Below are 19,535 nucleotides of genomic sequence, written 5' to 3'. Positions count from 1 at the left end.
ACGTTCACCAGGGCGAACCCGTACGGAAGATCGGTACGGGACCACCCACTGCCCCACTATGGGCACCCTCCGTCACCCTCGCCCCATGAACGACGAAACCCCACCCGTACGTGAACGCTTCTACCGGCGCGAACGCCAATCCGTCCCGGCGGCGCGGACGTTCACGCGGCAGGCGCTCGCGGACTGGGCGGTGCCCGCCGGGGCGCGGGACGACATCCTGCTGTGCGTCAGCGAACTGACCACCAACGCACTGGTGCACGGCGTCCCGCCGGGCCGCGGCTTCCAGCTGCGCCTGCTCCCCGGCCGGGACACCCTCCGGGTCGAGGTGCACGACAGCGGCGACGGCACCCCACGGCAGACCGCCCCGCGCGACGAGTCGGGCCGGGGCCTGCTCCTGGTGTCGGCCCTGGCGGCCAAGTGGGGCGTCGGACAACGGGACCCGGGGAAGGTCGTGTGGTGCGAGTTCACGTACTGAGTTCACGTACCGATCCCGCCACTTACGGGACGCGTGGGTATTACAGTCATCCACGGTCTTCCGTGTGCGCCACGTCACCATGCGTCGCCGGAAGGCCGCCCGGGTGGGGTGCCCGGGTGCCCGGAATGCTGTATGTGGGGGGATGTATGCGTGAGCTGGTCAAGGGCGCGAACGTGGCCCTGGCGGACCTGAGCGAGGACGCGGGCTCGGTGGTCGTCAGCCTGGGCTGGGTCAGCCCGAGCGGCGAGGGCGACGCGGATGTGTCGGTGCTGCTGGTCGACGAGAACGGCAAAGTGCGCGGTGACGCCGACTTCTACTTCTACAACAACCCGGTGGCCGCCGACGGCAGCGTGCAGCTGCTGGGCAAGACGCCCACCGACGGCGGCAACGAGGACCGGATCGGGTTCGACCTGACGGCGGTCCCGGCGGGGGTGGACCGCATCGTCGTCGCGGCCAGCCGGTACGCCGAAGCCCGTTTCGGTGAACTGGAGGATCTGCGGCTGACGTTGGCCGACGGGAGCGGCGAGGACCTGCTCCGGTTCGCCATCGACGATCCCGGCCCGGTGAGCGCGATCATCTTCGGCGAGCTGTACCGGCGCGGCGACGGCTGGAAGTTCCGGGCGGTGGGGCAGGGATACGACACCGGCCTGGCGGGCCTCGCGACGGACTTCGGCGTCGACATCGAGGACGACGCGGCCGTCGAGGAGGCCGCCGCGAAGGAGGCGGTGGCGGCCGAGGAGGGCGACGGCGCGCCGGACGCCGGCCCCGGCACCGAGCACCGGGCGCAGGCGACGGCTCCCGCTCCGGCGGCGGGTGGCCGGGGCACGCTCGACGCCCTGCCGGCCCCGCGCCGCCCGGACGCCGCGGAGGGGACGAGGAAGCCGGCCGGCCGCCCGCGCACCGCCAGGCAGAAGGTCACGCTCCCGAAGGTGGCGAAGAAGTCGCTGGCGGAGAACGAGTCCTGGCGCGGTGCCCGGCTGTTCCCGGTGTCGGCCCTCAAGAGCGACCGCGACCGCGAGACGCGCGCCACGTCGGTCCTGCTGTCGGTGATGGCGCAGGTGCCCGAGTTCGGCAGGCGCCTGACCGCCGGGTTCGGCGCACCGGCGGGCCGCATGGAGACCTTCACCGAGGTCTCGCTGCCGCACGGTGACACCCCCCGGCGGCCCGACGGGGTGATCCGGGTCGAGCGGGCGGGCAAGCTGTGGACCGCGCTGGTGGAGACGAAGACCAACGGCAACTCCCTCAGGTCCGAGCAGGTGCAGGCGTACATGGACATCGCCGCCCGCCGCGGCTACGAGGCGGTCATCACCCTCTCCAACGACGTGGCGCTGGAGGGCAGTCCGCTGGTGGAGGTGAAGATCGACGGGCGGCGCAAGCACAAGGTCGCCCTGCGCCACCTGTCGTGGGCGGAAGTGGCGCACCAGGCGCAGATGCTGATCCGGCACGAGGGCGTGGGCAACGCGGCGCACGCCTGGCTGCTCCAGGAGCTGCTGTACTACCTCCAGCACGAGAACTCCGGCTGCCACGGCTTCCAGAACATGGGCCCCGCCTGGGTGCCCGTCCGCAACGGCATCGACGACGAGACCCTGTGCCAGGGCGACTCGCGCGCCCTGGAGGTGGTGGAGAGCTGGGAGCGGCTGATCCGCCAGGTCTGCCTCGGACTGGGCGGCGAGCTCGGCCAGAAGGTGCTGCCCGTCCAGCGGACGCGGCGGGGCGCCGACCCGCGGGCACGCCGCAGCCAGGCGGCCGACCGGCTCTGCCTGGAGGGCAGGCTCGAGGCGGAACTGCGCATCGAGGGCACGCCGGGCGTCATCGGCGTCGTCGCGGATCTGCGCACGGCCAGGCTGCGCACCACGGTGGAGGTGCCGGCTCCCACCCAGGGGTACCCGCTGAGCTGGGCGAAGCGACTCATCCGGCAGCTGGCCGAGGCACCGGCGGACCTGCACATCGAAACGCTGGTCGAGGGGCAGAACGGCGGCCCGCGGGGCACGCTGGAGAAGCTGCGCCCCGAGCCCGGGGACCTGCTGCCCAAAAACTCCTCCGACGTCATCACCGGCTTCCGGCTGTCCCTGTTCAAGGGCATGGGCAGCGGCCGGGGCAACGCCCAGACGGGCTTCATCCGCAGCGTCGACGACGCGGTCCACCGCTTCCACCGGACGGTCGTGGTGCACCTGGACCGCCCGTCCCCCCGTCCCGCGGCGCCGAAGGAGGCCCCGGCGGCGGGATGACCCCGCACGCGGGTGCCCCGGTTCGTCACTCGTCGTCCGGGGCGCCCGGAAGGCCGGGGGAGTCCGGGGAGTCCGGGGCGCCCGGGGTTTCCGGGGTGGTGGCCTCCAGGAGGCGTTCGCCGATGTCGTCGGCCCACTCCTGGGCCCAGCGGCGCAGGGCGGCGATGGCGTGGTCGTCGAGGCCGCAGGCGGTGAACTCGCGGTCGTCGAGCCACTCGGCGCCGACCAGACGGGTCTGCAGGTCGGCCAGGTCGAAGGCGTCGCCGGCGTGCCGGCGGCCGAGCTCCTCCAGTTCGGGGCGGGTCCAGCGGCCGGCCGCCGCGTGGACGTCGACCAGGTCGGGGGCGAGCCCCTGACCGGCCAGCGCCCGCACCCGGGTGCCCACGGTGTCCTCCAGGGAGAGCACCGGACCCGGCTCGCCGGGCTCCGGGGGCCGCCAGAGCACTTCCTTGAGGACCTGCACCTCGTACTCCTCGCCGGTCGCCGGGTCGGTCACGACGAGACGCGCGCCGAGCGGTTCGGTGCCCGCGGCCCCCGCCCGCCAGCCGCGCTCCTCCAGCCCGCGCCGCACCGCGGCGACGATGTCCGCCGTGGGGACCGCGCTCTCGGTGGCGACCTCGACGGTCCGGCCGGCCCGGTCCACCAGACCGTGCACCCGCATCGCGTCCCCGCCGCCCAGCGCGAGCCCGTACGGCGCGCCCACCGCGAGCAGGTCCCCCAGCAGCCGCCGCACCTCACCGACCCTCACCAGCCGATTATCGCCCGAAGCCCTCGCCTGCGCGGCGACGGCGGACCGGCCGGGGTCGTCGGTGCGGCTGGGGCCGTAGGCCCGGCCGGGGTCGTCGTGCGGCCATCCAGTGCCGAGTCCCGCCTCGCCGGGCGCAGCTGCCCCGGTCGGGCCGGGCGGGACCGCATCCTGGGCGCATGGCAGTCGGCGTGGCGGTGATCGCGGCACTGGCGGCCGCCTGCTCGTACGCCGTCGCGGCGGTCATGCAGCAGGCCGCCGCGGCCGCCGTACCCGAGAGCGAGTCCCTGCGTCCCCGCCTCGTGCTGGACCTGCTGCGCAGACCGCTGTGGCTGCTGGGCGCCGCCCTGTCGGTCCTGTCCTACGTCATGCAGGGCGTCGCCCTGGCGTTCGGCCCGCTGGTGCTCGTGCTGCCGCTGGCGGCCATGGACCTCGTGTTCGCCCTGCCGCTGGTCGCCCGGCGGCGCGGCCGGCCCGTGACCCGCACCGAGGCCGTCGGCGCGCTCTGCACGGCGGGAGGCGTGGCCGCCTTCCTGGCGGTGCTGCCGCCGTCCGCCGGACTCGTGGCGCCCGGCCTGGGGGAATGGCTCCCCCTGCTCGCCCTCGCGGCCGCGTGCCTGTGCGTGCTCGTACCGGTCGGGTGGCGCCGGCCGGGCCGGGTGCGCACCGCCCTGTACGCGGCCGGCGCCGGAGTGATGTTCGCCCTCCTCGACAGCCTCACCAAGAGCGCGGCCGGCCTCTTCCGCTGGCACGGCACCGGCGCGCTCGCGCACTGGGAGCCGTATGCGCTGCTGCTGGCCGGAGGCACCGGCATGCTGCTGGCGCAGAGCTCCTTCCAGGCCGGGCCGCTGACGATCAGCCTGCCGGTCATCGACACCCTCGAACCGATCGGCGGTGTCCTGATGGGCGCCGTGGTCTTCCAGGAACGCCTGGGGACGTCCTGGACGCTGGCCGTCCAGGTGATCGGAGCGCTGGCGGCCGTGGTGGGCATCGTCGTCCTCGGCCGGACACAGCGGTGACCATCCTCGGCCGGACACAGCGGTGACCAGGGGACGCGGGGGACCGCCTCGCCCCAACGGCCGGTCAGTGCCCGCCGTCCGGCCCCGGGACCGGGATCTCCGCCCAGATGGTCTTGCCGCCGGCGTGGTGCCGCGTGCCCCAGCGCTCGGCGAACTGGGCCACCAGCAGCAGGCCGCGCCCGCCCTCGTCGTAGGTGCGGGCCCGCCGCAGGTGCGGCGCGGTGCTGCTGCCGTCGGACACCTCGCAGATCAGGGCCGTGTCGCGGATCAGCCGCAGCTGGATCGGCGGCTGCCCGTAGCGGATCGCGTTGGTGACGAGTTCGCTGACCACCAGCTCCGCGGTGAAGGCCAGCCCGTCCAGCCGCCACCGCGCCAGCCGCTCCGCGACCCCCGCCCGGGCGTCGGCCACCGCCGCCGGGTCGCGGGGCAGATCCCAGGTGGCGACCTGCTGCGCGTCCATGGCGCGGGTACGGGCGACCAGCAGGGCGGCGTCGTCGTGCGGCTGGGCGGGCAGCAGCCTCGCGGTCAGGTCGTCGCACAGGTCCTCGAGCGACTCGAGCGACCCGGCGGGCCGCGCGAGGCACCGCAACAGCAGATCCAGGCCGTGCGTCACGTCGTGGTCGGTCCCCTCGACGAGACCGTCGGTGTAGAGCACGAGCAGGCTGCCCGGGGGCAGTTCCCGCTCGACGGCCTCGAACGGCAGCCCTCCCACGCCGAGCGGCGGACCCGGCGAGACCTCGACGAACTCGGCGGTCCCTTCCGGTGTGACGACGGCGGGCGGCGGATGTCCCGCGCTGACGGCGGTGCAGCGGCGCGTGATCGGGTCGTACACGACGAACAGGCAGGTGGCGATCAGGTCACGGGAGACGTCGAGCTCGAGGCCGGGTTCACGCCCGTGCCCGCGCCCCGGCTCGGGCTCGGGACCGGGCACGGGATCGGGCACTCGATCGGGCATGGGCTCGGCGTCGGCGTCGGCGCTCGCGAGGGGGCAGACGGTCGTGTCCTCCTCGGCCGCCAGATGGGTGACCAGGTCGTCCAGATGGACGAGGAGCTCGTCCGGGGGAAGGTCGACGTCGGCGAGGGTGCGCACCGCCGTCCGCACGCGTCCCATGGTGGCGGTGGCGCGCAGACCGTGGCCCGCCACGTCTCCCACGACCAGCGCCACCCGCGCGCCCGACAGCGGGATCACGTCGAACCAGTCGCCGCCCAGTCCCGCCCGGGTGCGTGCCGGAAGGTAGCGAATGGCCACCTCGGCCGCCTCCTGTTCGGCGAGACGGCGCGGGAGCAGGCTGCGCTGGAGGGCCAGGGCGGTGGTCCGTTCGAGGGTGTACCGGCGGGCGTTGTCCACGGCCACCGCGGCCCGCGCGCCGATCTCCTCGGCGAGCAGCAGGTCGTCCTCCTCGAAGGCTTCCGTGCGTTGGTGGCGGACGAGGACCGCGACGCCGAGGGTGATCCCGCGTGCGAGCAGCGGGATCACCATGATCGAGTGGATGCCGAACTCGTCGACCACCGCGGCCCGCCCGGGATCGGCCCGCTCCCACTCCCTGACGGCCGGGTCCAGGGTGCGGTGCAGCGAGGCGCTGCCGCTGGTCAGGCACCGTACGGGCGGTGTGTACGTCGGGTAGTGGTCCACGTCCCCCGGCCGGGTCACCGACTCGGGCACGCCGGGCAGCACCGACTGCTGGGCGGCGCGGCGCAGCGCGACGGTTCCGGAGACGGACGGCGCCGGCTCGGCCCCGCGGAACAGGGAGTCCAGCAGGTCGACGGTGACGAAGTCGGCGAGCCGCCGCTCCACCACCACGTCGGCCATCTCCTGGGCCGTGCGCATCACGTCCAGCGAGCTGCCCACCCGGGCGCTGACCTCGCTGAGCAGCGCGAGCCGCTCGCGGGCCATGTACTGGTCGGTGACGTCGAGCGCGGAGAGCTGGAGGTGCCCGACCCGGCCCGCCGAGGTGGTGAGCGGGGAGACGGTGATGGACCAGACCCGCTCGCGGGCCCCGGGCCGGGCCCTGCCCCGCACCTGGAACTGCTCCGGCTCCGCGGTCATGAAGACCCGGCTCATGCCGTCCTCGACCGTGCGGCACACGTGCGGCGGCAGGATTTCGGTGACCCGCCGGCCCCGCATCTCCTCCTCGCTCATCCCGAGCTCACGGACGGCCCCCGCGCTCGCCCGCAGGGCGCACAGCGAGGAGTCGAACACCATCACGGGCAGGTGGCACTGGGTGAACGCCTGATCCGTCGTGACGGGGTCGGCCGGCAGCGGCCCGGGGGACGGCGGGCCGGCCACCGGAGGCGGTGAGGGTGCCGGCGGCGGCTGTGGCTCCGGTGGTTGGGGTGCTGATGGCTGAGGTGCCGGTTGCTGGGGCGTGGGCGGCTCGTGCGTCGGCGGTGGCTGGGGTGCCGGTGGCTGCCGCGTTGGTGGCTCCTGCGTTGGTGGCTCCTGCGTTGATGGCTCCTGCGTCGGCGGTGGCTGCTGGGCCGGCGGTGGCTGCTGGGCCGGCGGTGGCCGGCCGGACGGCGTGGCCACGAGGATGCGCTGCTCCCTGCCCTCGCCGTCGTACGAGACGTACACCCGCAGCCCCACCTCCACGCACCCGCCGTCGCGGTGCCGCAGCAGGGCCGTCGCACCCCGGCCCGGGGCCGGCGCGGGCAGGTCCGCCGGGCCCGTCCCGGCGTCCCCGTCGGCGGGGAACAGACGTACGGCGGGCCGCCCGACGACCTCCTGGCGCGGATAGCCGAGCAGCCGCTCGGCCCCCGCGCTCCACCCCGTCACGAGCCCGCGCTCGTCGACGACCACGGTGGCCGGATCCGCCGGGCCGGCGAGCGCGCCGGAGCGGTCACCGAGTGGTGTGGCACCGTGCATCGCGTTCACCGCCCGTCCTGCCTCGATCCCGGGCCCGGGCCCGGCCCGCGTACCCCGCCGGGGTCGCGCGCCGCCCGCGATGGGCCTTTCCTCGCCCGCGCCCGGCCGGGTCCGTCCCCTCACTTCTACCGCCCTCCGCATCCGCCCGCGCGTCGTGGCGTCCACCACCCGCCTGGCGCTGCCGCCGGTCGGTGCCGCCGCCGGTGCCGGTGCTGGTGCCGGTGTGGGTACCGGTGGCTGCCGGAGGGCGGCGCGGGGCCGCCCGGCCCCATGCGCCCGCGGGCACATCGCGGGAGCCTGGAACCGAGGGAAGCGCGGACACCCCGAGCCGGACGAGCCGGACGAGCCGGACGAGCCGGAGGAGCCGGACGGCAGACGTCCACTCGCGCAGGCCGTACGACAGGGAGGCCCGGCATGGCGAAACCGGTCGTGGTGGGAGTCGACGGCTCACCGCCCAGCCTCGATGCGGTCGAGGTGGCGGCACACGAGGCCGCACTGTGCGGGACCGGTCTGCGGCTGGTGCACGCCTTCGGCCGGCCGTCGGTCCCGCTGCCGCCCGGCTGCCCGCCCTGGAATCCGGCCGCGGCGGGGGTGCGCGAGCTGGTGGACGGCACGCTGGCCGAGGCGGAGGCACGGGCCCGCCGGGCCGCGCCGCACGTGGAGATCACCCGCGAGGTCAACCTCGGCGAGCCGCTGATGGTGCTGGAGATCGAGTCGCGCACCGCGTCACTCGTCGTTCTGGGCTGCCGCGGACTGGGCGCGTTCGCCGGCCTGCTGCTCGGTTCCACCGCCGTGCACCTGGCCGCCCACGGCCACTGCCCGGTGCTGGTGGTCCGCGGCAGGCCGGACCCGGCCGGTCCGGTGCTGCTGGCGGTGGACGGCTCACCGGCGGGCGAGCGGGCCGTCGAGTTCGCCTTCGCCGAGGCGTCCGTGCGCGGTGCGGACCTGCTGGCCCTGCACGTCTGGAACACCTGGAGCGAACGCGCGCACGAGGGCCCGGGGGACCCGCTGACCGTGGTGGTCGACGTCGAACGGCTCCGCGAGGAGGAGCAGCGGCTGCTGGACGGCACCCTGTCCCCCTGGGAGGCGCGCTACCCCGGGGTCACGGTGGAACGGCGCCTGGTGCGCGCCAGGGTCCGCCCCGCCCTGATCGAGGCGAGCGGCGAGGCCCAGCTGGTCGTGGCCGGCACACGGGGCCGCGGCGGCTTCACCGGCCTCCTCCTCGGCTCCACCAGCCAGGCCCTGCTGCACCACGCCCACTGCCCGGTGGCCGTGGTCCGCGGCCCGGAGCACCGGGAACACCGGGAACACCGGGAGCACCGGGGGCACCGGGGGCACCGGGAAGGACGGCGGGAATGACGGCGGGAATGACGGCGGGAATGACGGCGGGAATGACGGCGGGAATGACGGCGGGAATGACGGCGGGAATGACGGCGGGAATGACGTACGTCCGGCCGGCCGGCGGCGCGGGCGGAAACCCGGTCGCGGAAAACCCGGGTGCGCCCGCGTGCGGGCTCCCGCTACGGTTGCGGTGTTCAGGTGCGCAGGCTGCGGCTACTTCGCCTCTCAAGCGGGTGACGCGGGTTCGAATCCCGCCGCCGGCGCCGTGCCGGTGTCGTCCAGCGGCCCAGGATGCCTACAGTGCGCCGCCGCCGACCTCGATCTCTGAACACCTCAAGGGCCGACGGGCACCCACTGACGCTCGTCGTGGTCGTTCCGGCCGTACCAGTAGCGCGGCATGCCCTTGGTGCCGCTGGTGCGGAACGGGCGGCCGTGGTCGTCGATCCGGGCCGTACCGGTACGGCCCTGGGAGGACCAGTCGAGTTCCAGGTACCAGGCGCAGTCGTGGGTCTCGGTGGTCGCGGTGACCAGCAGCACCTCGGGGTCCTCGGCGGAGACGCGGTAGGGCAGCTCCGCGGCGGGTACGGCCCTTCCGGCGTCGCTGCCCGGGCGGGCGCGGACGATCGGGCGGTCGACGTCCAGGTCCACCGAGAAGTGACGGGGCGTCTGGTCGCCGCCGCAGCCGTGGGCCATGGAGTACGCGACCCCGTCGACCGGGGCGCCGCGGCTTACGACGCGCACCCGCAGGCCCTCCAGGATCACGGCCGCGGACGACTTCCCCTGCACCGAGATCCGTACCGTCGTCTCCCGCCCGTGCACCGCCTTCTGCGTCGCCGCCCACACCGCGGCGTCCTGCTGCACCGGCGGCGGGGGCACCTGGTCCGGCCGCTTGGCGATGACGTAGTCGTGGTCGCAACCGCCCTCCCAGACCTGCGAGTCGGCGGCCCAGGTGAGCGGCGCACCGGCCGGCACGGGGGCGCCGCTCCTGCCGTCCGCCGGCTGCCCGCCCGCCGGCTGCCCGTCCTCCGCGCCGGGAGTCCCCGGAGCCCTCGCGCCCGCGGAGGGGGAGCCCGGCGAGCTGCCGGGGGAGGGGGTGACGACCGTGGCCGCGGGCGGCCGTGACGGACCACTCCCTGTTGTACGGGCCGGACCGGAGGCCCCGGCCGCGTCGTGGCGGGAGCCGTCGGCCGACAGCGCCGACAGCGCCGACAGACTCCCCACCGTCACCAGCAGCACGGTCGCCACGGCGGCGCCGACGACGGTACGGCGACGGCGGTACCAGGGCCGCCCGGCCGAACCGGCCGATCCGGCTGAACCGGCCGATCCGGCTGAACCGGCCGATCCGGCCGATCCGGCCGAACCGACCGCACCGGCCGCACCCCGCCGGACCGCAGGCATACGACCGGCGGGCCGGGAGGCGTTGGTGGTGGCGGGCCGCCCGGCGGCGGACACGCGCGCGCCGGAGCCCGGTGGTACGCCGATCGCGCCTTCCTCGGCACCCCTGGCGCCGTCCGCGGCGTCACCCGCTCCTCCCGCCGTGCGGCCGTCATCCGGATCCGGGTCCCGCCCGTCCTCCGCCGGTTCCGGCACTCCGTCGGCCGGCACCGGCTGCGGCTCCCCATCGGCCTCTGCCGGTCGTGGCGCTCCGTCCGCTACTGCCGGTTGCGGCTCCCCGTCCGCTCCTGACGACTGCGGCGCTCCGTCCGCTCCCGCTGGGGGCGGTGCCCCGTCCGCCCTCGCCGGCCGTTCCGGCCCCTCGCCCGCCCTCGGCCGCTGCCGTGCCGTCAGCGCCAGCAGCCACAGGCGGTGCAGTTCGAGGCGTTCCTCCGGTGTCGCCCCGCAGAAGGCGGCCAGCCGTTCCACCGGGGCGTAGTCCTGCGGGACCGCCTCGCCCGCGCAATAGCGGTGCAGCGTGGAGGTGTTCATGCTCAGGCGCCGGGCCAGAGAGCCGTAGCTCCGGTCTGTGCGGTCCTTCAGCCGGCGCAGCAGAGCCGCGAACCGCTCGACGTCGTCCCCGGTCGGCACCGTTTTCCGTCCTCCCAGCCATTCCACCCGTCCCAGGCGGTCCCTATGACTGCACGTCGGACGGGCCGGGATGGTTCCACCGCCGCCGGGAGCGCGTCCCGCGTTGCGCCGGGCCGCCGGGCCGCCCGATGCTCCTGGTGCCGCCCCGGCCAGGCCCGTACCGGTCAGGCCCGTAACGACCGGGGCCGTACCGACCGGGGCCGTACCGACCGGGCCGTACCGACCGGGGCGTACGGGTCAGGGCCGACCGACCGCCACGACCGGCGGCGGGCGACCCACGACACCCGTCCACCCGTTCACCGTCCACTCCTTCACGGGGGGACCCCTGCCCAGGCGCACACGGGCAGGCACGCCTTCCGCACCCGAAACAGGGGGAACACACATGATGAGCAAGACCCGCACCCGCACGGTTCTGGCCGCCGGCGTCCTCGCCGTCGCCCTCGGCCTCGGCGCCACCGCCCAGGCCTCCGCAGGCGCCCCGCGCGTCGTCAGCGGCAAGCCGTCCGACGACATCACCCGCGTCGCCGACTTCTACGGCACCTACATCGACGCCGTGCTCGACGAGGACCGCGGCGGCCTCGGCCGGGCTCTGCGCAGCCACTACCTCACACCCGCGTTCCAGAAGGAGCTGGCGGCCTGGGAGGACCGGGAGGGCGCCGACGGCGTCCTGCGCGCCCAGAACGTCCCGGTCGCCTGGAAGGTCACCGCCAACGGCACCACCGGCACGTACACGGAGGCCGTCGTGACCCTCACCTGGGGCGGAGGCACCACCACCCGGCTGGTCGTCGACATGACCCGCGACGACCACAGGATCTTCCACATCGGCGAGAAGGGTGTGGGACGCAAGTAGCCGCGTCCGCCGCCTCACCGCGTCCGCCGCGTCCGCCGTGTGCGCCGCACCCGCCCCGGCCGGGGCGGGAGGGCCCTGCCGAGGGTTCCTGCCGAGGGCCCCTGCTGAGGGCCCCTGCCGGGGGCCCAGGAAGCCAAGGGAGGGTCAGGGTCAGGGCCGGTCCAGTGCCCAGGTCTGCAGGGCGAAGGGCCGGCCCTTCTCCTCACCGGTGATCAGCGGCACGTCCAGCAGCCGGAAGCCCGCCTTGGTGGCCACGGCGACGCTGGCGGTGTTCTCGGCCTCCAGCTCGAGGATCACCTGCCGCGCCCCCAACTGCTCGAAGGCGTACGCGGCCAGCACGCGTACCGCCCGCACGGCCAGCCCCTGGCCGCGGTGCGCGGGGCCGATCGCGTAGCCCAGCTCGATGCCCTCGGGGGCGCGCCGCAGCATCGCCTCGCCGAGCGGTGCGCCGCCGTCGACGGTGACGGCAAGCAGGATGGCCGTGCCGTCCGCCCGCAGCTGCCGGTCCCGGTCCAGCCGCACCCGAGCGGCCGCCTCGTCGAAGGGAGAGTCGATCGGCGTCCAGTACGCGATGTCGGGGTCGTCGAACAGCGCCGGCATCGCGGCCAGGTCCGCCTCCGTCCAGTCGCGCAGGACCAGACCCTCCCCGGAGAGTTCGATCCGCTCGGGAAAGGACGAGCCGGTGCTGCTCATACTGGGGGACCTCCTGGCCTGTTCGGGACGAGGCAGGATAACCGGGCGCGGGGCACGGGCTCATGGTGTTTTCCCGGCCGCGGAGGCGGCTCCCGGCGCCCGCCCGGTACGCCCCGCCGATCAGCGGGGCCGCTACCGCTAGATCCCTACCGCTAGATCCCTACCGCTAGATCCCTGCCGGTAGATCCCTACCGGTAGATCCCTACCGGCAGACTTCTACCGGTCGAACCGCACCCCGCCGTTCGAGCCGAGCGCGTCGAGTTCCCGTACGCCGCCGCCTGAGGACACCTCCGTACAACCGTTCGTCTCCGTGAGCGGTCTTCTGGATGAACTTGAACTCTGATCGGAGCGGCGGCGTCCACGGATCGGCGTGGAACGAAAGGGCGGATTCATGCGCGGAGTTCGAAGACTGGCCGTGCTGGCCACCGTCACAGCGGTGTCGATGGGCGCGATCGTCCTGAGCGCCGGCTCCCCCGCCGGTGCCGTATCGGCGTCCCGGGCGTCGGCGGCCGGCAAGCCGGCCGACTTCAACGGGGACGGCTACGGCGACCTGGCGGTCTCGGCGAAGGACCACGTCGCGGTGATGTACGGATCCAAGTCGGGCCTCAGCGGCTCCCGGCACCAAGTCCTGTCCGGCAGACCGGACTCCATCACCCACTTCGTCGTCACGATGGCGACGGGGGACCTCGACGGCGACGGCTACGACGACCTGCTGGTGAGCGACGACGGCCCGGGTCCGACGACGTCGGTCTTCTGGGGCGGCCCCAAGGCACTGTCCGGCCGCACCTTCCTCTCCTTCCCCGTCGGCCCGATGATCGTGGGCGACTTCGACGGCGACGGCAGGAACGACCTCGTCGCCGCGCGAACCGTCGACGGCACGGCGTCGACCACACTGTTCCGGGGTCCCTTCCGCCGGAACGGCACGAGTGCCTCGGCCGGCGTCGTCGACACCGGCGGGATCTCCCCCGGCAGACTGGCGGCCGGGGACGTCAACGGCGACCACGTGCTCGACCTGCTCGCCGTGGGAAGACACAACGACGCCGCCGACGCATCCCTGGTGCTCGGCTCGAAGCACGGCTTCGGTCCCGCCAAGGACTTCTCCACCAAGGTCAACTCGGGCAGCCTCGCGGACGTCGACGGCGACGGCTACGCGGACGTCGTCCTCGGCGCGGGACTGGAGGGCTACCAGCCCAAGGGCGTGGTGGGCGGTTCCATCGTGGTCCACTACGGCAGCGCGAAAGGCGTGAGCAGCACCCGCAAGCCGGTGCGCATCAGCCAGGACACCGCCGGTGTCCCCGGCGCCGGCGAGACCTACGACCGGTTCGGCTACGACCTCGACACCGGCGACGTCAACGGCGACGGTTACGCCGACGTCGCGATCGGAGTGATGCAGGAAAGCATGTCCGGGGTCAGCACGACCGGCGCGGTGACCGTGCTGCGCGGGTCGTCCAAGGGACTGACCGGAACCGGTTCCGTGTCCTGGCACCAGAACACGGCCGGCGTGCCGGGAGTCAACGAGCGGTACGACATGTTCGGCTCGCAGGTCTCCCTCCTCGACATGAACGGCGACCGGCGCAGCGATCTCGTCGCCGGCACGGATCACGAGAACGGCACCGAGGGCAACCTCTGGTACTTCAGGTCCAACAGCAAGGGCCTGACCACGACCCAGGTCGTCCCCGTCGGCCCCAAAACCGTCGGGCTGACGGCCAAGTACCGTTACTTCGCCCGCTGGCTGACGAAGTAACCCCGCACCCGCACCGGCCCGCGACGACGTGCACGAGGGCCGCGGCGCTCAGGCGGTCATGCGGTCATGCGGTCAGGCGGTCGTGGCAGGGCGCGGCTCGCCGTGGAAGACCTGACGGGCGTGCCAGTCGCGGTGAGCCGCGGCCACCGGGCGCGTGCCGGGCTGCGGGCCGACGAGCGGACGGCCCGCGAGCACCATGACGTGCTCGCGGGCGGCCGCGCTGTGGCCCACGAAGCGCTGCGAGACCAGGATGCGGTGGCCGTCTCCCACCCCGAGCACGCCCTTGTCGAACAGCTTGTGATGCAGCGAGCACAGACACAGTCCGTTCTCGACGTCGTCGGGACCGCCGAACGCCCACCAGCGCACATGGGCGGCCTCCAGCCCGACCGGCACCGCACCGATCCTGCCGTCGTAGCCGCAGAACGCGCACCGGTACTCGTAGGCGGTCAGCACCAGCTCCCGCATCCTCGGGTCCCGCTGCCGGCGTGCCGTCACGAGCCGCCCGGCCTGAGCCGGCTCCAGTCCCAGGCCGACGGCTTCGCACAGCTCGCCGTGGAGGGAGGGCGGGAAGTGCAGTTCGAGCAGCAATTGCGCGATGCGGCCGAGCAGTTGCGGGTCGCGTCGCAGCGCCGCCCTGAAGTCCGGCGCGAGTCGTCCGGTGGCGCCCGTCTCCCGGAGGTCCCGGACCCCGCTCCCGGGGCTGCCGGGCCCGCGGTCGGTGCGCACTTCCCATACGCCGTCGCTGACGAGGTGGTGAAAGGGGTAGGCGGGCGTGGTCCTGTGGGGCAGGCCGTACTCGGCCAGCAGACGCTGCAGGTCCCGCTCCACGACGGTGTACCGCAGATCGCCGTCGGCGTCCTCCTGGAACCGGCCGAGCGCGTACAGGAGCAGCAGCGGCTTGTGCGGAGCGCGGGTCCCGCTCCTGCTCCACTGCCTCAGTCGCGCGATCCGCTCCAGCCAGTCCACGGCGGACGATCGTAGCCGGGCCTCCCCAGCCACCGCTGCTCCAGGGGCCCAAGCCCTGCTCACGTCCCTTACGCTTCTGATCCGCTTCTGATCCGCTTCCGATCCGCTTCCGAAGCGCCCCGAGCCGCGAACCGAAGCCCGGTACGAACGACCCCCGCCGCACCACGACTTCGGAGGAACCCGTGACCGCACTGCCGCCCAGCGTGGACCTCGACATCCTCGATCACCGCATCGTGTCCGCGATCGCGGCGATCCGCGAAACGCTGGGCTGCACGCTTCACGAGGCCATCGACGTGTTCGCGGCACGGTACGAGGAACTGCGCCGCGACCGCCCGGACGACTTCACCGTCGGGCCCGAGGAGTACGGCCGGGGCTTCCACTCCTGACCGGCACAGCAGCCGCAGAGCAGTACGTCAAGCTGCCACGGCGCAACATGCGCACCCAAGCCGTGACCATCTCGGCGGCGCACGCGTCAGAGCGCTCTTCCCCCACTGGTCTCGGGCCACCGGTGTTGTTCCGCTGCGACGGTCGTCTCCTGAGGGGGCGCGGCGTTCCGGGCGAGAAACGCGCCGGCGGCGGCCGCGGCTTCCTCGCTGGAACCGTACGTGACATTCTCGGGAGCCTCGTCGCCCTGCCCGCTTGCCGCGGTCGCGATCCACCACCAACTCCCCTCCTCCGGGCGCCAGGTGATGAGGGCCTCTCCGCCGAATGCCTTGAAGTAGCTGGGCCTCGCGATCGCCCCGTCGACGGTCACCGCTCCGGGCCGGCGCTCGCGGGCGGCCTGGCGGGAGATCCTCCACGCGGCTCCCAGGTCGGCGTAGCTCGCGCCGTTGGCTCCCGCGCTCCGCGCGGACTTCGCGGCAAGGCGCTCGACCGCATCGGATGCGGCCCGCCAGGCGGCCAGTGTCGCGAGCGGAGCCGCCACGGACGTGTCGTCCCACGGTGTGTCGCCCTGGGTGTCGCTGGTCATTCGCTCGCAGATGGCCTGGGCCAGCGGCTGAACGGCGCCGCTCAGCGCTTCCATCAACGCGACCAACTCGGCTTCGGTCGGCTCCGGCATCTCCACGGGCCCAACCCGAGCCGTCGGCCTGCGACGGCTCGGCCCGCGAGGACTTGGCCGGAGACGAGTCGGCCGGAGACGAGTCGGCCGGAGACGAGTCGGCCGGAGACGAGTCCGCCGACGACGACTCGTGCACGGCGAAGACGGTGTCGCACCGGTCACGGACGCGGAACCGGGACCTGATGTCCCGCGTCTGACAAGCGTGGACAGTCGCCGGACGAAAGCCGTGGTCGGCGCCCTGCTAGCAGCCCTGCTCACCGTCACGGCGTGCGGCGCATCGCACGGGGTGACCGACGAGCAGAAGCCGGGGCAGGCCGATCCGGCCACCCCCTGGTCCCCTCCGAAGGGGCCGGGCGGGGCCGGCGGTCTGCTGGTGGGGGCGCGCTGGACGGCACAGTGGATCACCGTCGGCGGACGGACCACCACGGCCCCCGCACACGCCGCCGCCTGGATCGACTTCGGCTACCACGGCACGGCCACCGGCAGCTACGGATGCACCCCGTTCCGCCGGACCACCCATGTCACCGCCGGCACGCTCACCGTCGACGCCCCGGCGGCCCAGCCGACGACCGGAAACCGGTGCGCGCCGGAGAACCGCGCCTTCGAGAAGGGATTCCGCACACTCTTCAACGGCCAACTGAAGATCGCGCGACGAGTCGACGACCTCACCATCGATCTCAAGAACGCACGGGGCGACCGCCTCGCCCTGAAACTCCTCTGGCCCAAGGGTCTGTTCGGCAGACGCTGGCAGGTGGACCACCTGGCCGTGGCGGACACGACCTACCCCCTTGCGGCCGGCAAGGCGGTCTACTTCGTCTTCCACCGCGACGGTACGGTCACCGGCAACCTGGGCTGCAACGACTTCACCAGCCGCGCCACCTTCTCGGGCGACACCTTCACGCTGTACCGGCCGACCCTGACGACGCACCGCACCTGCTCGAAGGACATCATGCGCGACGAGCAGATCATGCGGTCGCCCACGAAGAATCCCCGTACGACCCGCTTCTCGGCCCTGACCGACAGCTGGGAAACCGACCACGACCCCACCCAGGGCTTCCCCGAATTCGGATACGGCTTCAAGGCCCTCGACCGCTGACACCCGCCGCAAGTGACGTGGGCGGATGTAGAGTTGCGCGATCATCGCACTTGACGGACCAATGGGGGGCCTTGGTGGTCGCGCTCTGTGAATTCATCGCTGAGCTCAGCCGTCGGTGCCGGCCCATGACAGCGGCGCTGAGCACACACGGGCACCAAAGACGAGCGGCACCACGACCGGACGCAGTGGACCGAAGGTCAGATATGAACGTGGCCGGCACCCCGGCATCCTCGGAGCGGGAAACCACCTCGAGAGGCCGGGTGACCATGGGCCTGATCGTGGGGTTGGTACCGCTCGCCGGGCTGCTGCTCCTGTTCAGTTTCACAGCCACGGCGGAGATCGACTCTCCGGATGCGTTCCCCGGGTGGCGGGACAACCTCAGCAGCCTTGCGCTGTTTCCGCTCGTGTTCGGCGTCGCCACGCTCCTCGGGGCGCTGGCGGCCACCTTGCGGGCGTCCCGGCGCGTGCGGCCGTTCGGGGCCGTGGTGTGCGGCCTCCTGCTCGTCGCGGCCTGCTACAGGGCGTACACCCTTGCGCCGATGCTGAAGTGCTGGGGCCACGATTCCATCGCGCGGCACGCGGACGGCTCGTACGCCTGCGCCGACCGCTGACGCGTCCACGGCCCGATCGCGGCCGATCCGTCACAGAGCCACACGTCACCGCCGCCCACTCCCACGGTCAGAGGCGGATTTCGCCACGTGCCCCAACGCCATGAGACCGAGTCCGATGACGGACAACGACGGATGATGAAGCCCGCTCAACGCCACAAGCACAGCACCGGCTCCCCAGACTCTGGGTTGCCGGACATGACGTCGCAGTCACCGGCCCGGCAGACGCCCAAGAATCAGGGCGTGCACTCCCAGCACCGCGCAAGCGAGCCAGACGGCGGCCTCCGAACACCAACGGCAACAACATGGCCGCGAACGACGTACTCATGGCATCCCCCGTCTTGTTGCCCTTGCCGCGTCACCAGGACTCGGCCTGCAGGAACAAGGTGATCACCTCTGCGAAGAACCAGATGGAGAACACCAGACACGCAAGCCACAGCCCCCACAGGACCCAGCGAGCCTCTCGTCGTATGCGCATGAGCGGATCATGCCCGGTCGCGTCCCACGCTGTCACCGGCCCAGTCCCCCTGTCCCACCACTCCCCCCGACTCCCCTCCCGTCCACCGTCGGCCCACACACCGTGAAGCGGGCGTGGCGCGGACAGACTTCGGGGCCGCGGCTGGTTCATCAGCACATGGCCGACAACGGCCGTGACCGTGAGATCGCCGATCGGCTCGGTTCGGTGATCCGTAAGGCTCGGGGTGATCTGAACTCTCAGTGGACTTTGTGGCACGGCCGTGATCACGGCAAAGGGCCAGTTCGGGGGGATCATGCCCCTGAACTGGCCCTTGGTGCGGTGCCCCCGGCAGGATCCGAACCTGCGACACCCGCTTTTAGTGGCACGCGTGTGGCACGACCCCGGGACACGACGAAGGGCCAGCCTGGGAGGAAACCCTCCTGAGCTGGCCCTTTTCCTGTGCCCCAGGCAGGATTCGAACCTGCGACACCCGCTTTAGGAGTTCGATCGCTCGTCGGCACTGTCGGGGAACCACCCGGTCACACTGGCCGTATCGAACCGCCTGGGAGTGCTGGCGTCCGGCTTCGTTGATGTCACTCATGGATGTCAGAGCGGAGTAACCCCCGCGCCTTCGACGGCACGATGGTCCCGTGGTTGACCTGGAGCGCATCAAAGCAGAGACCGTGGCGTACTTCCGAGCACTCGATGAGAACGCCACCCTGCGGCGCCACTTCCACTACGCAGACGAGGAGGGCGGTCTGTGGTATATCGAGGCCGTACCCGACCGCGGCGAGTTGATCGTCATCAAACAAGCCGAGCCGACTTCAGCCGGCCAGCTCCATCGGTACAGCCTTGAGCGCCTGGAGGACGAGCACGGCGGCCTGACAGACCGAGCCATCGACCCTGAAGAGGATCCGATGGAGGCCCTCCCGGCCGACGAGTTCCAGCGGATGTGGACTCGGTGAGCGAGCTGGACAACCACTTCAGGAGAGAAGGTGGGGCGTCGGGCCACCCCGCTGGTTCATAGGCGCTTTGCTTCGAACGCTTCCACTCGGCTTCACCCCTCCGTGCCAGTACCGACGCCCGCGGGCGGGTCTCGTCCCCGTACGGCTCCCGGAGCACGGTCGCCACCCGGTGGAGGGCCGCCCCGGTCGGCGCCGCCCCCGGGGACCGGCACTCCGGTTCACCGGCCCGCACACCCAACGTCCCCGAATCGCACGGGAGTTTGATTTGATTTTCCACCTCCCCCATGGCGAACATGGCGGGGGCCGAGCGTGTCTGAAAGATCGTGTAAGTCCGTGATGTGACAGGCTGGCCGAGGCCCGACCTCGGGCCCTGGTCAGCCGGGACGGACGGACCATGACG

Annotated in this window: 16 protein-coding genes; 10 read left to right on the top strand and 6 right to left on the bottom strand. The window is 73.0% G+C overall.

Annotation, left to right across the window (positions count from 1 at the left end):
- Positions 1–85: 85 nt before the first annotated feature.
- Together ACI2LW_RS31990 and ACI2LW_RS31985 are read left to right on the top strand one after the other, a co-directional pair.
- Entirely contained in the window at positions 86–475 is a 390-nt protein-coding gene (locus ACI2LW_RS31990; RefSeq protein ID WP_404734764.1) for an ATP-binding protein, read from the top strand.
- 146 nt (positions 476–621) lie between these two features.
- Positions 622–2,703 carry a TerD family protein gene (locus ACI2LW_RS31985; protein WP_404734763.1) on the top strand — a complete coding sequence of 694 codons (2,082 nt, stop codon included), beginning with the start codon at positions 622–624 and terminating at the stop codon, positions 2,701–2,703.
- 25 nt (positions 2,704–2,728) lie between these two features.
- Here ACI2LW_RS31985 and ACI2LW_RS31980 read toward each other — a convergent pair whose 3' ends face one another.
- The gene (locus tag ACI2LW_RS31980) at positions 2,729–3,451 is read right to left on the bottom strand and encodes a hypothetical protein (protein ID WP_404734762.1); all 723 of its coding nucleotides are present in this window, start codon (positions 3,449–3,451) and stop codon (positions 2,729–2,731) included.
- A 176-nt stretch (positions 3,452–3,627) separates the two neighbouring features.
- On the opposite strand from ACI2LW_RS31980, the gene ACI2LW_RS31975 reads away from it, so the two are divergent.
- On the top strand, positions 3,628–4,467 hold the full coding sequence (locus ACI2LW_RS31975; protein WP_404734761.1) for a DMT family transporter: 840 nt from the start codon (positions 3,628–3,630) through the stop codon (positions 4,465–4,467).
- Positions 4,468–4,531: 64 nt separating this feature from the next.
- Here the strand turns inward: ACI2LW_RS31975 and ACI2LW_RS31970 are convergent, their stop codons facing one another.
- Positions 4,532–7,330 carry a SpoIIE family protein phosphatase gene (locus ACI2LW_RS31970; RefSeq protein WP_404734779.1) on the bottom strand — a complete coding sequence of 933 codons (2,799 nt, stop codon included), beginning with the start codon at positions 7,328–7,330 and terminating at the stop codon, positions 4,532–4,534.
- Between the two features lie 414 nt (positions 7,331–7,744).
- Here ACI2LW_RS31970 and ACI2LW_RS31965 point away from each other — a divergent pair, with 414 nt between their 5' ends.
- On the top strand, positions 7,745–8,689 hold the full coding sequence (locus tag ACI2LW_RS31965; protein ID WP_404734760.1) for a universal stress protein: 945 nt from the start codon (positions 7,745–7,747) through the stop codon (positions 8,687–8,689).
- A 315-nt stretch (positions 8,690–9,004) separates the two neighbouring features.
- Here the strand turns inward: ACI2LW_RS31965 and ACI2LW_RS31960 are convergent, their stop codons facing one another.
- Positions 9,005–10,696 (bottom strand): helix-turn-helix domain-containing protein, encoded by a 1,692-nt coding sequence (locus ACI2LW_RS31960; protein WP_404734759.1) that lies wholly within the window; start codon positions 10,694–10,696, stop codon positions 9,005–9,007.
- Between the two features lie 382 nt (positions 10,697–11,078).
- Here ACI2LW_RS31960 and ACI2LW_RS31955 point away from each other — a divergent pair, with 382 nt between their 5' ends.
- Complete coding sequence (locus ACI2LW_RS31955; protein WP_404734758.1) at positions 11,079–11,546, top strand: hypothetical protein; 468 nt, start codon at positions 11,079–11,081, stop codon at positions 11,544–11,546.
- Between the two features lie 150 nt (positions 11,547–11,696).
- Here the strand turns inward: ACI2LW_RS31955 and ACI2LW_RS31950 are convergent, their stop codons facing one another.
- Positions 11,697–12,239 carry a GNAT family N-acetyltransferase gene (locus ACI2LW_RS31950; protein WP_404734757.1) on the bottom strand — a complete coding sequence of 181 codons (543 nt, stop codon included), beginning with the start codon at positions 12,237–12,239 and terminating at the stop codon, positions 11,697–11,699.
- A gap of 391 nt (positions 12,240–12,630) precedes the next feature.
- Between ACI2LW_RS31950 and ACI2LW_RS31945 the strand changes: the two genes are divergently transcribed.
- Positions 12,631–13,983, top strand: a complete 1,353-nt coding sequence (locus ACI2LW_RS31945) for an FG-GAP and VCBS repeat-containing protein (RefSeq protein WP_404734756.1) — start codon at positions 12,631–12,633, stop codon at positions 13,981–13,983.
- A gap of 72 nt (positions 13,984–14,055) precedes the next feature.
- On the opposite strand, the gene ACI2LW_RS31940 is transcribed toward ACI2LW_RS31945, so the two are convergent.
- Positions 14,056–14,949 (bottom strand): phosphorothioated DNA-binding restriction endonuclease, encoded by an 894-nt coding sequence (locus ACI2LW_RS31940; protein ID WP_404734755.1) that lies wholly within the window; start codon positions 14,947–14,949, stop codon positions 14,056–14,058.
- A gap of 182 nt (positions 14,950–15,131) precedes the next feature.
- Here ACI2LW_RS31940 and ACI2LW_RS31935 point away from each other — a divergent pair, with 182 nt between their 5' ends.
- Entirely contained in the window at positions 15,132–15,335 is a 204-nt protein-coding gene (locus ACI2LW_RS31935) for a hypothetical protein (RefSeq protein ID WP_404734754.1), read from the top strand.
- A gap of 86 nt (positions 15,336–15,421) precedes the next feature.
- Here ACI2LW_RS31935 and ACI2LW_RS31930 read toward each other — a convergent pair whose 3' ends face one another.
- Positions 15,422–16,015 (bottom strand): hypothetical protein, encoded by a 594-nt coding sequence (locus ACI2LW_RS31930; protein ID WP_404734753.1) that lies wholly within the window; start codon positions 16,013–16,015, stop codon positions 15,422–15,424.
- 196 nt (positions 16,016–16,211) lie between these two features.
- Between ACI2LW_RS31930 and ACI2LW_RS31925 the strand changes: the two genes are divergently transcribed.
- The 3 genes from ACI2LW_RS31925 (at position 16,212) to ACI2LW_RS31915 (ending at position 19,135) form a co-directional block, all read left to right on the top strand.
- Entirely contained in the window at positions 16,212–17,105 is an 894-nt protein-coding gene (locus ACI2LW_RS31925; RefSeq protein WP_404734752.1) for an META domain-containing protein, read from the top strand.
- Positions 17,106–17,308: 203 nt separating this feature from the next.
- On the top strand, positions 17,309–17,716 hold the full coding sequence (locus ACI2LW_RS31920; protein ID WP_404734751.1) for a hypothetical protein: 408 nt from the start codon (positions 17,309–17,311) through the stop codon (positions 17,714–17,716).
- Positions 17,717–18,820: 1,104 nt separating this feature from the next.
- Positions 18,821–19,135 carry a hypothetical protein gene (locus ACI2LW_RS31915; protein ID WP_404734750.1) on the top strand — a complete coding sequence of 105 codons (315 nt, stop codon included), beginning with the start codon at positions 18,821–18,823 and terminating at the stop codon, positions 19,133–19,135.
- The last annotated feature ends 400 nt before the right edge of the window (positions 19,136–19,535 follow it).

Source organism: Streptomyces sp. NPDC004065 (assembly GCF_044903565.1).
GTDB lineage: Bacteria > Actinomycetota > Actinomycetes > Streptomycetales > Streptomycetaceae > Streptomyces.
The sequence above is the reverse complement of the archived record's forward strand: the minus strand, read 5'-3'. Positions and strand labels throughout refer to the sequence as shown.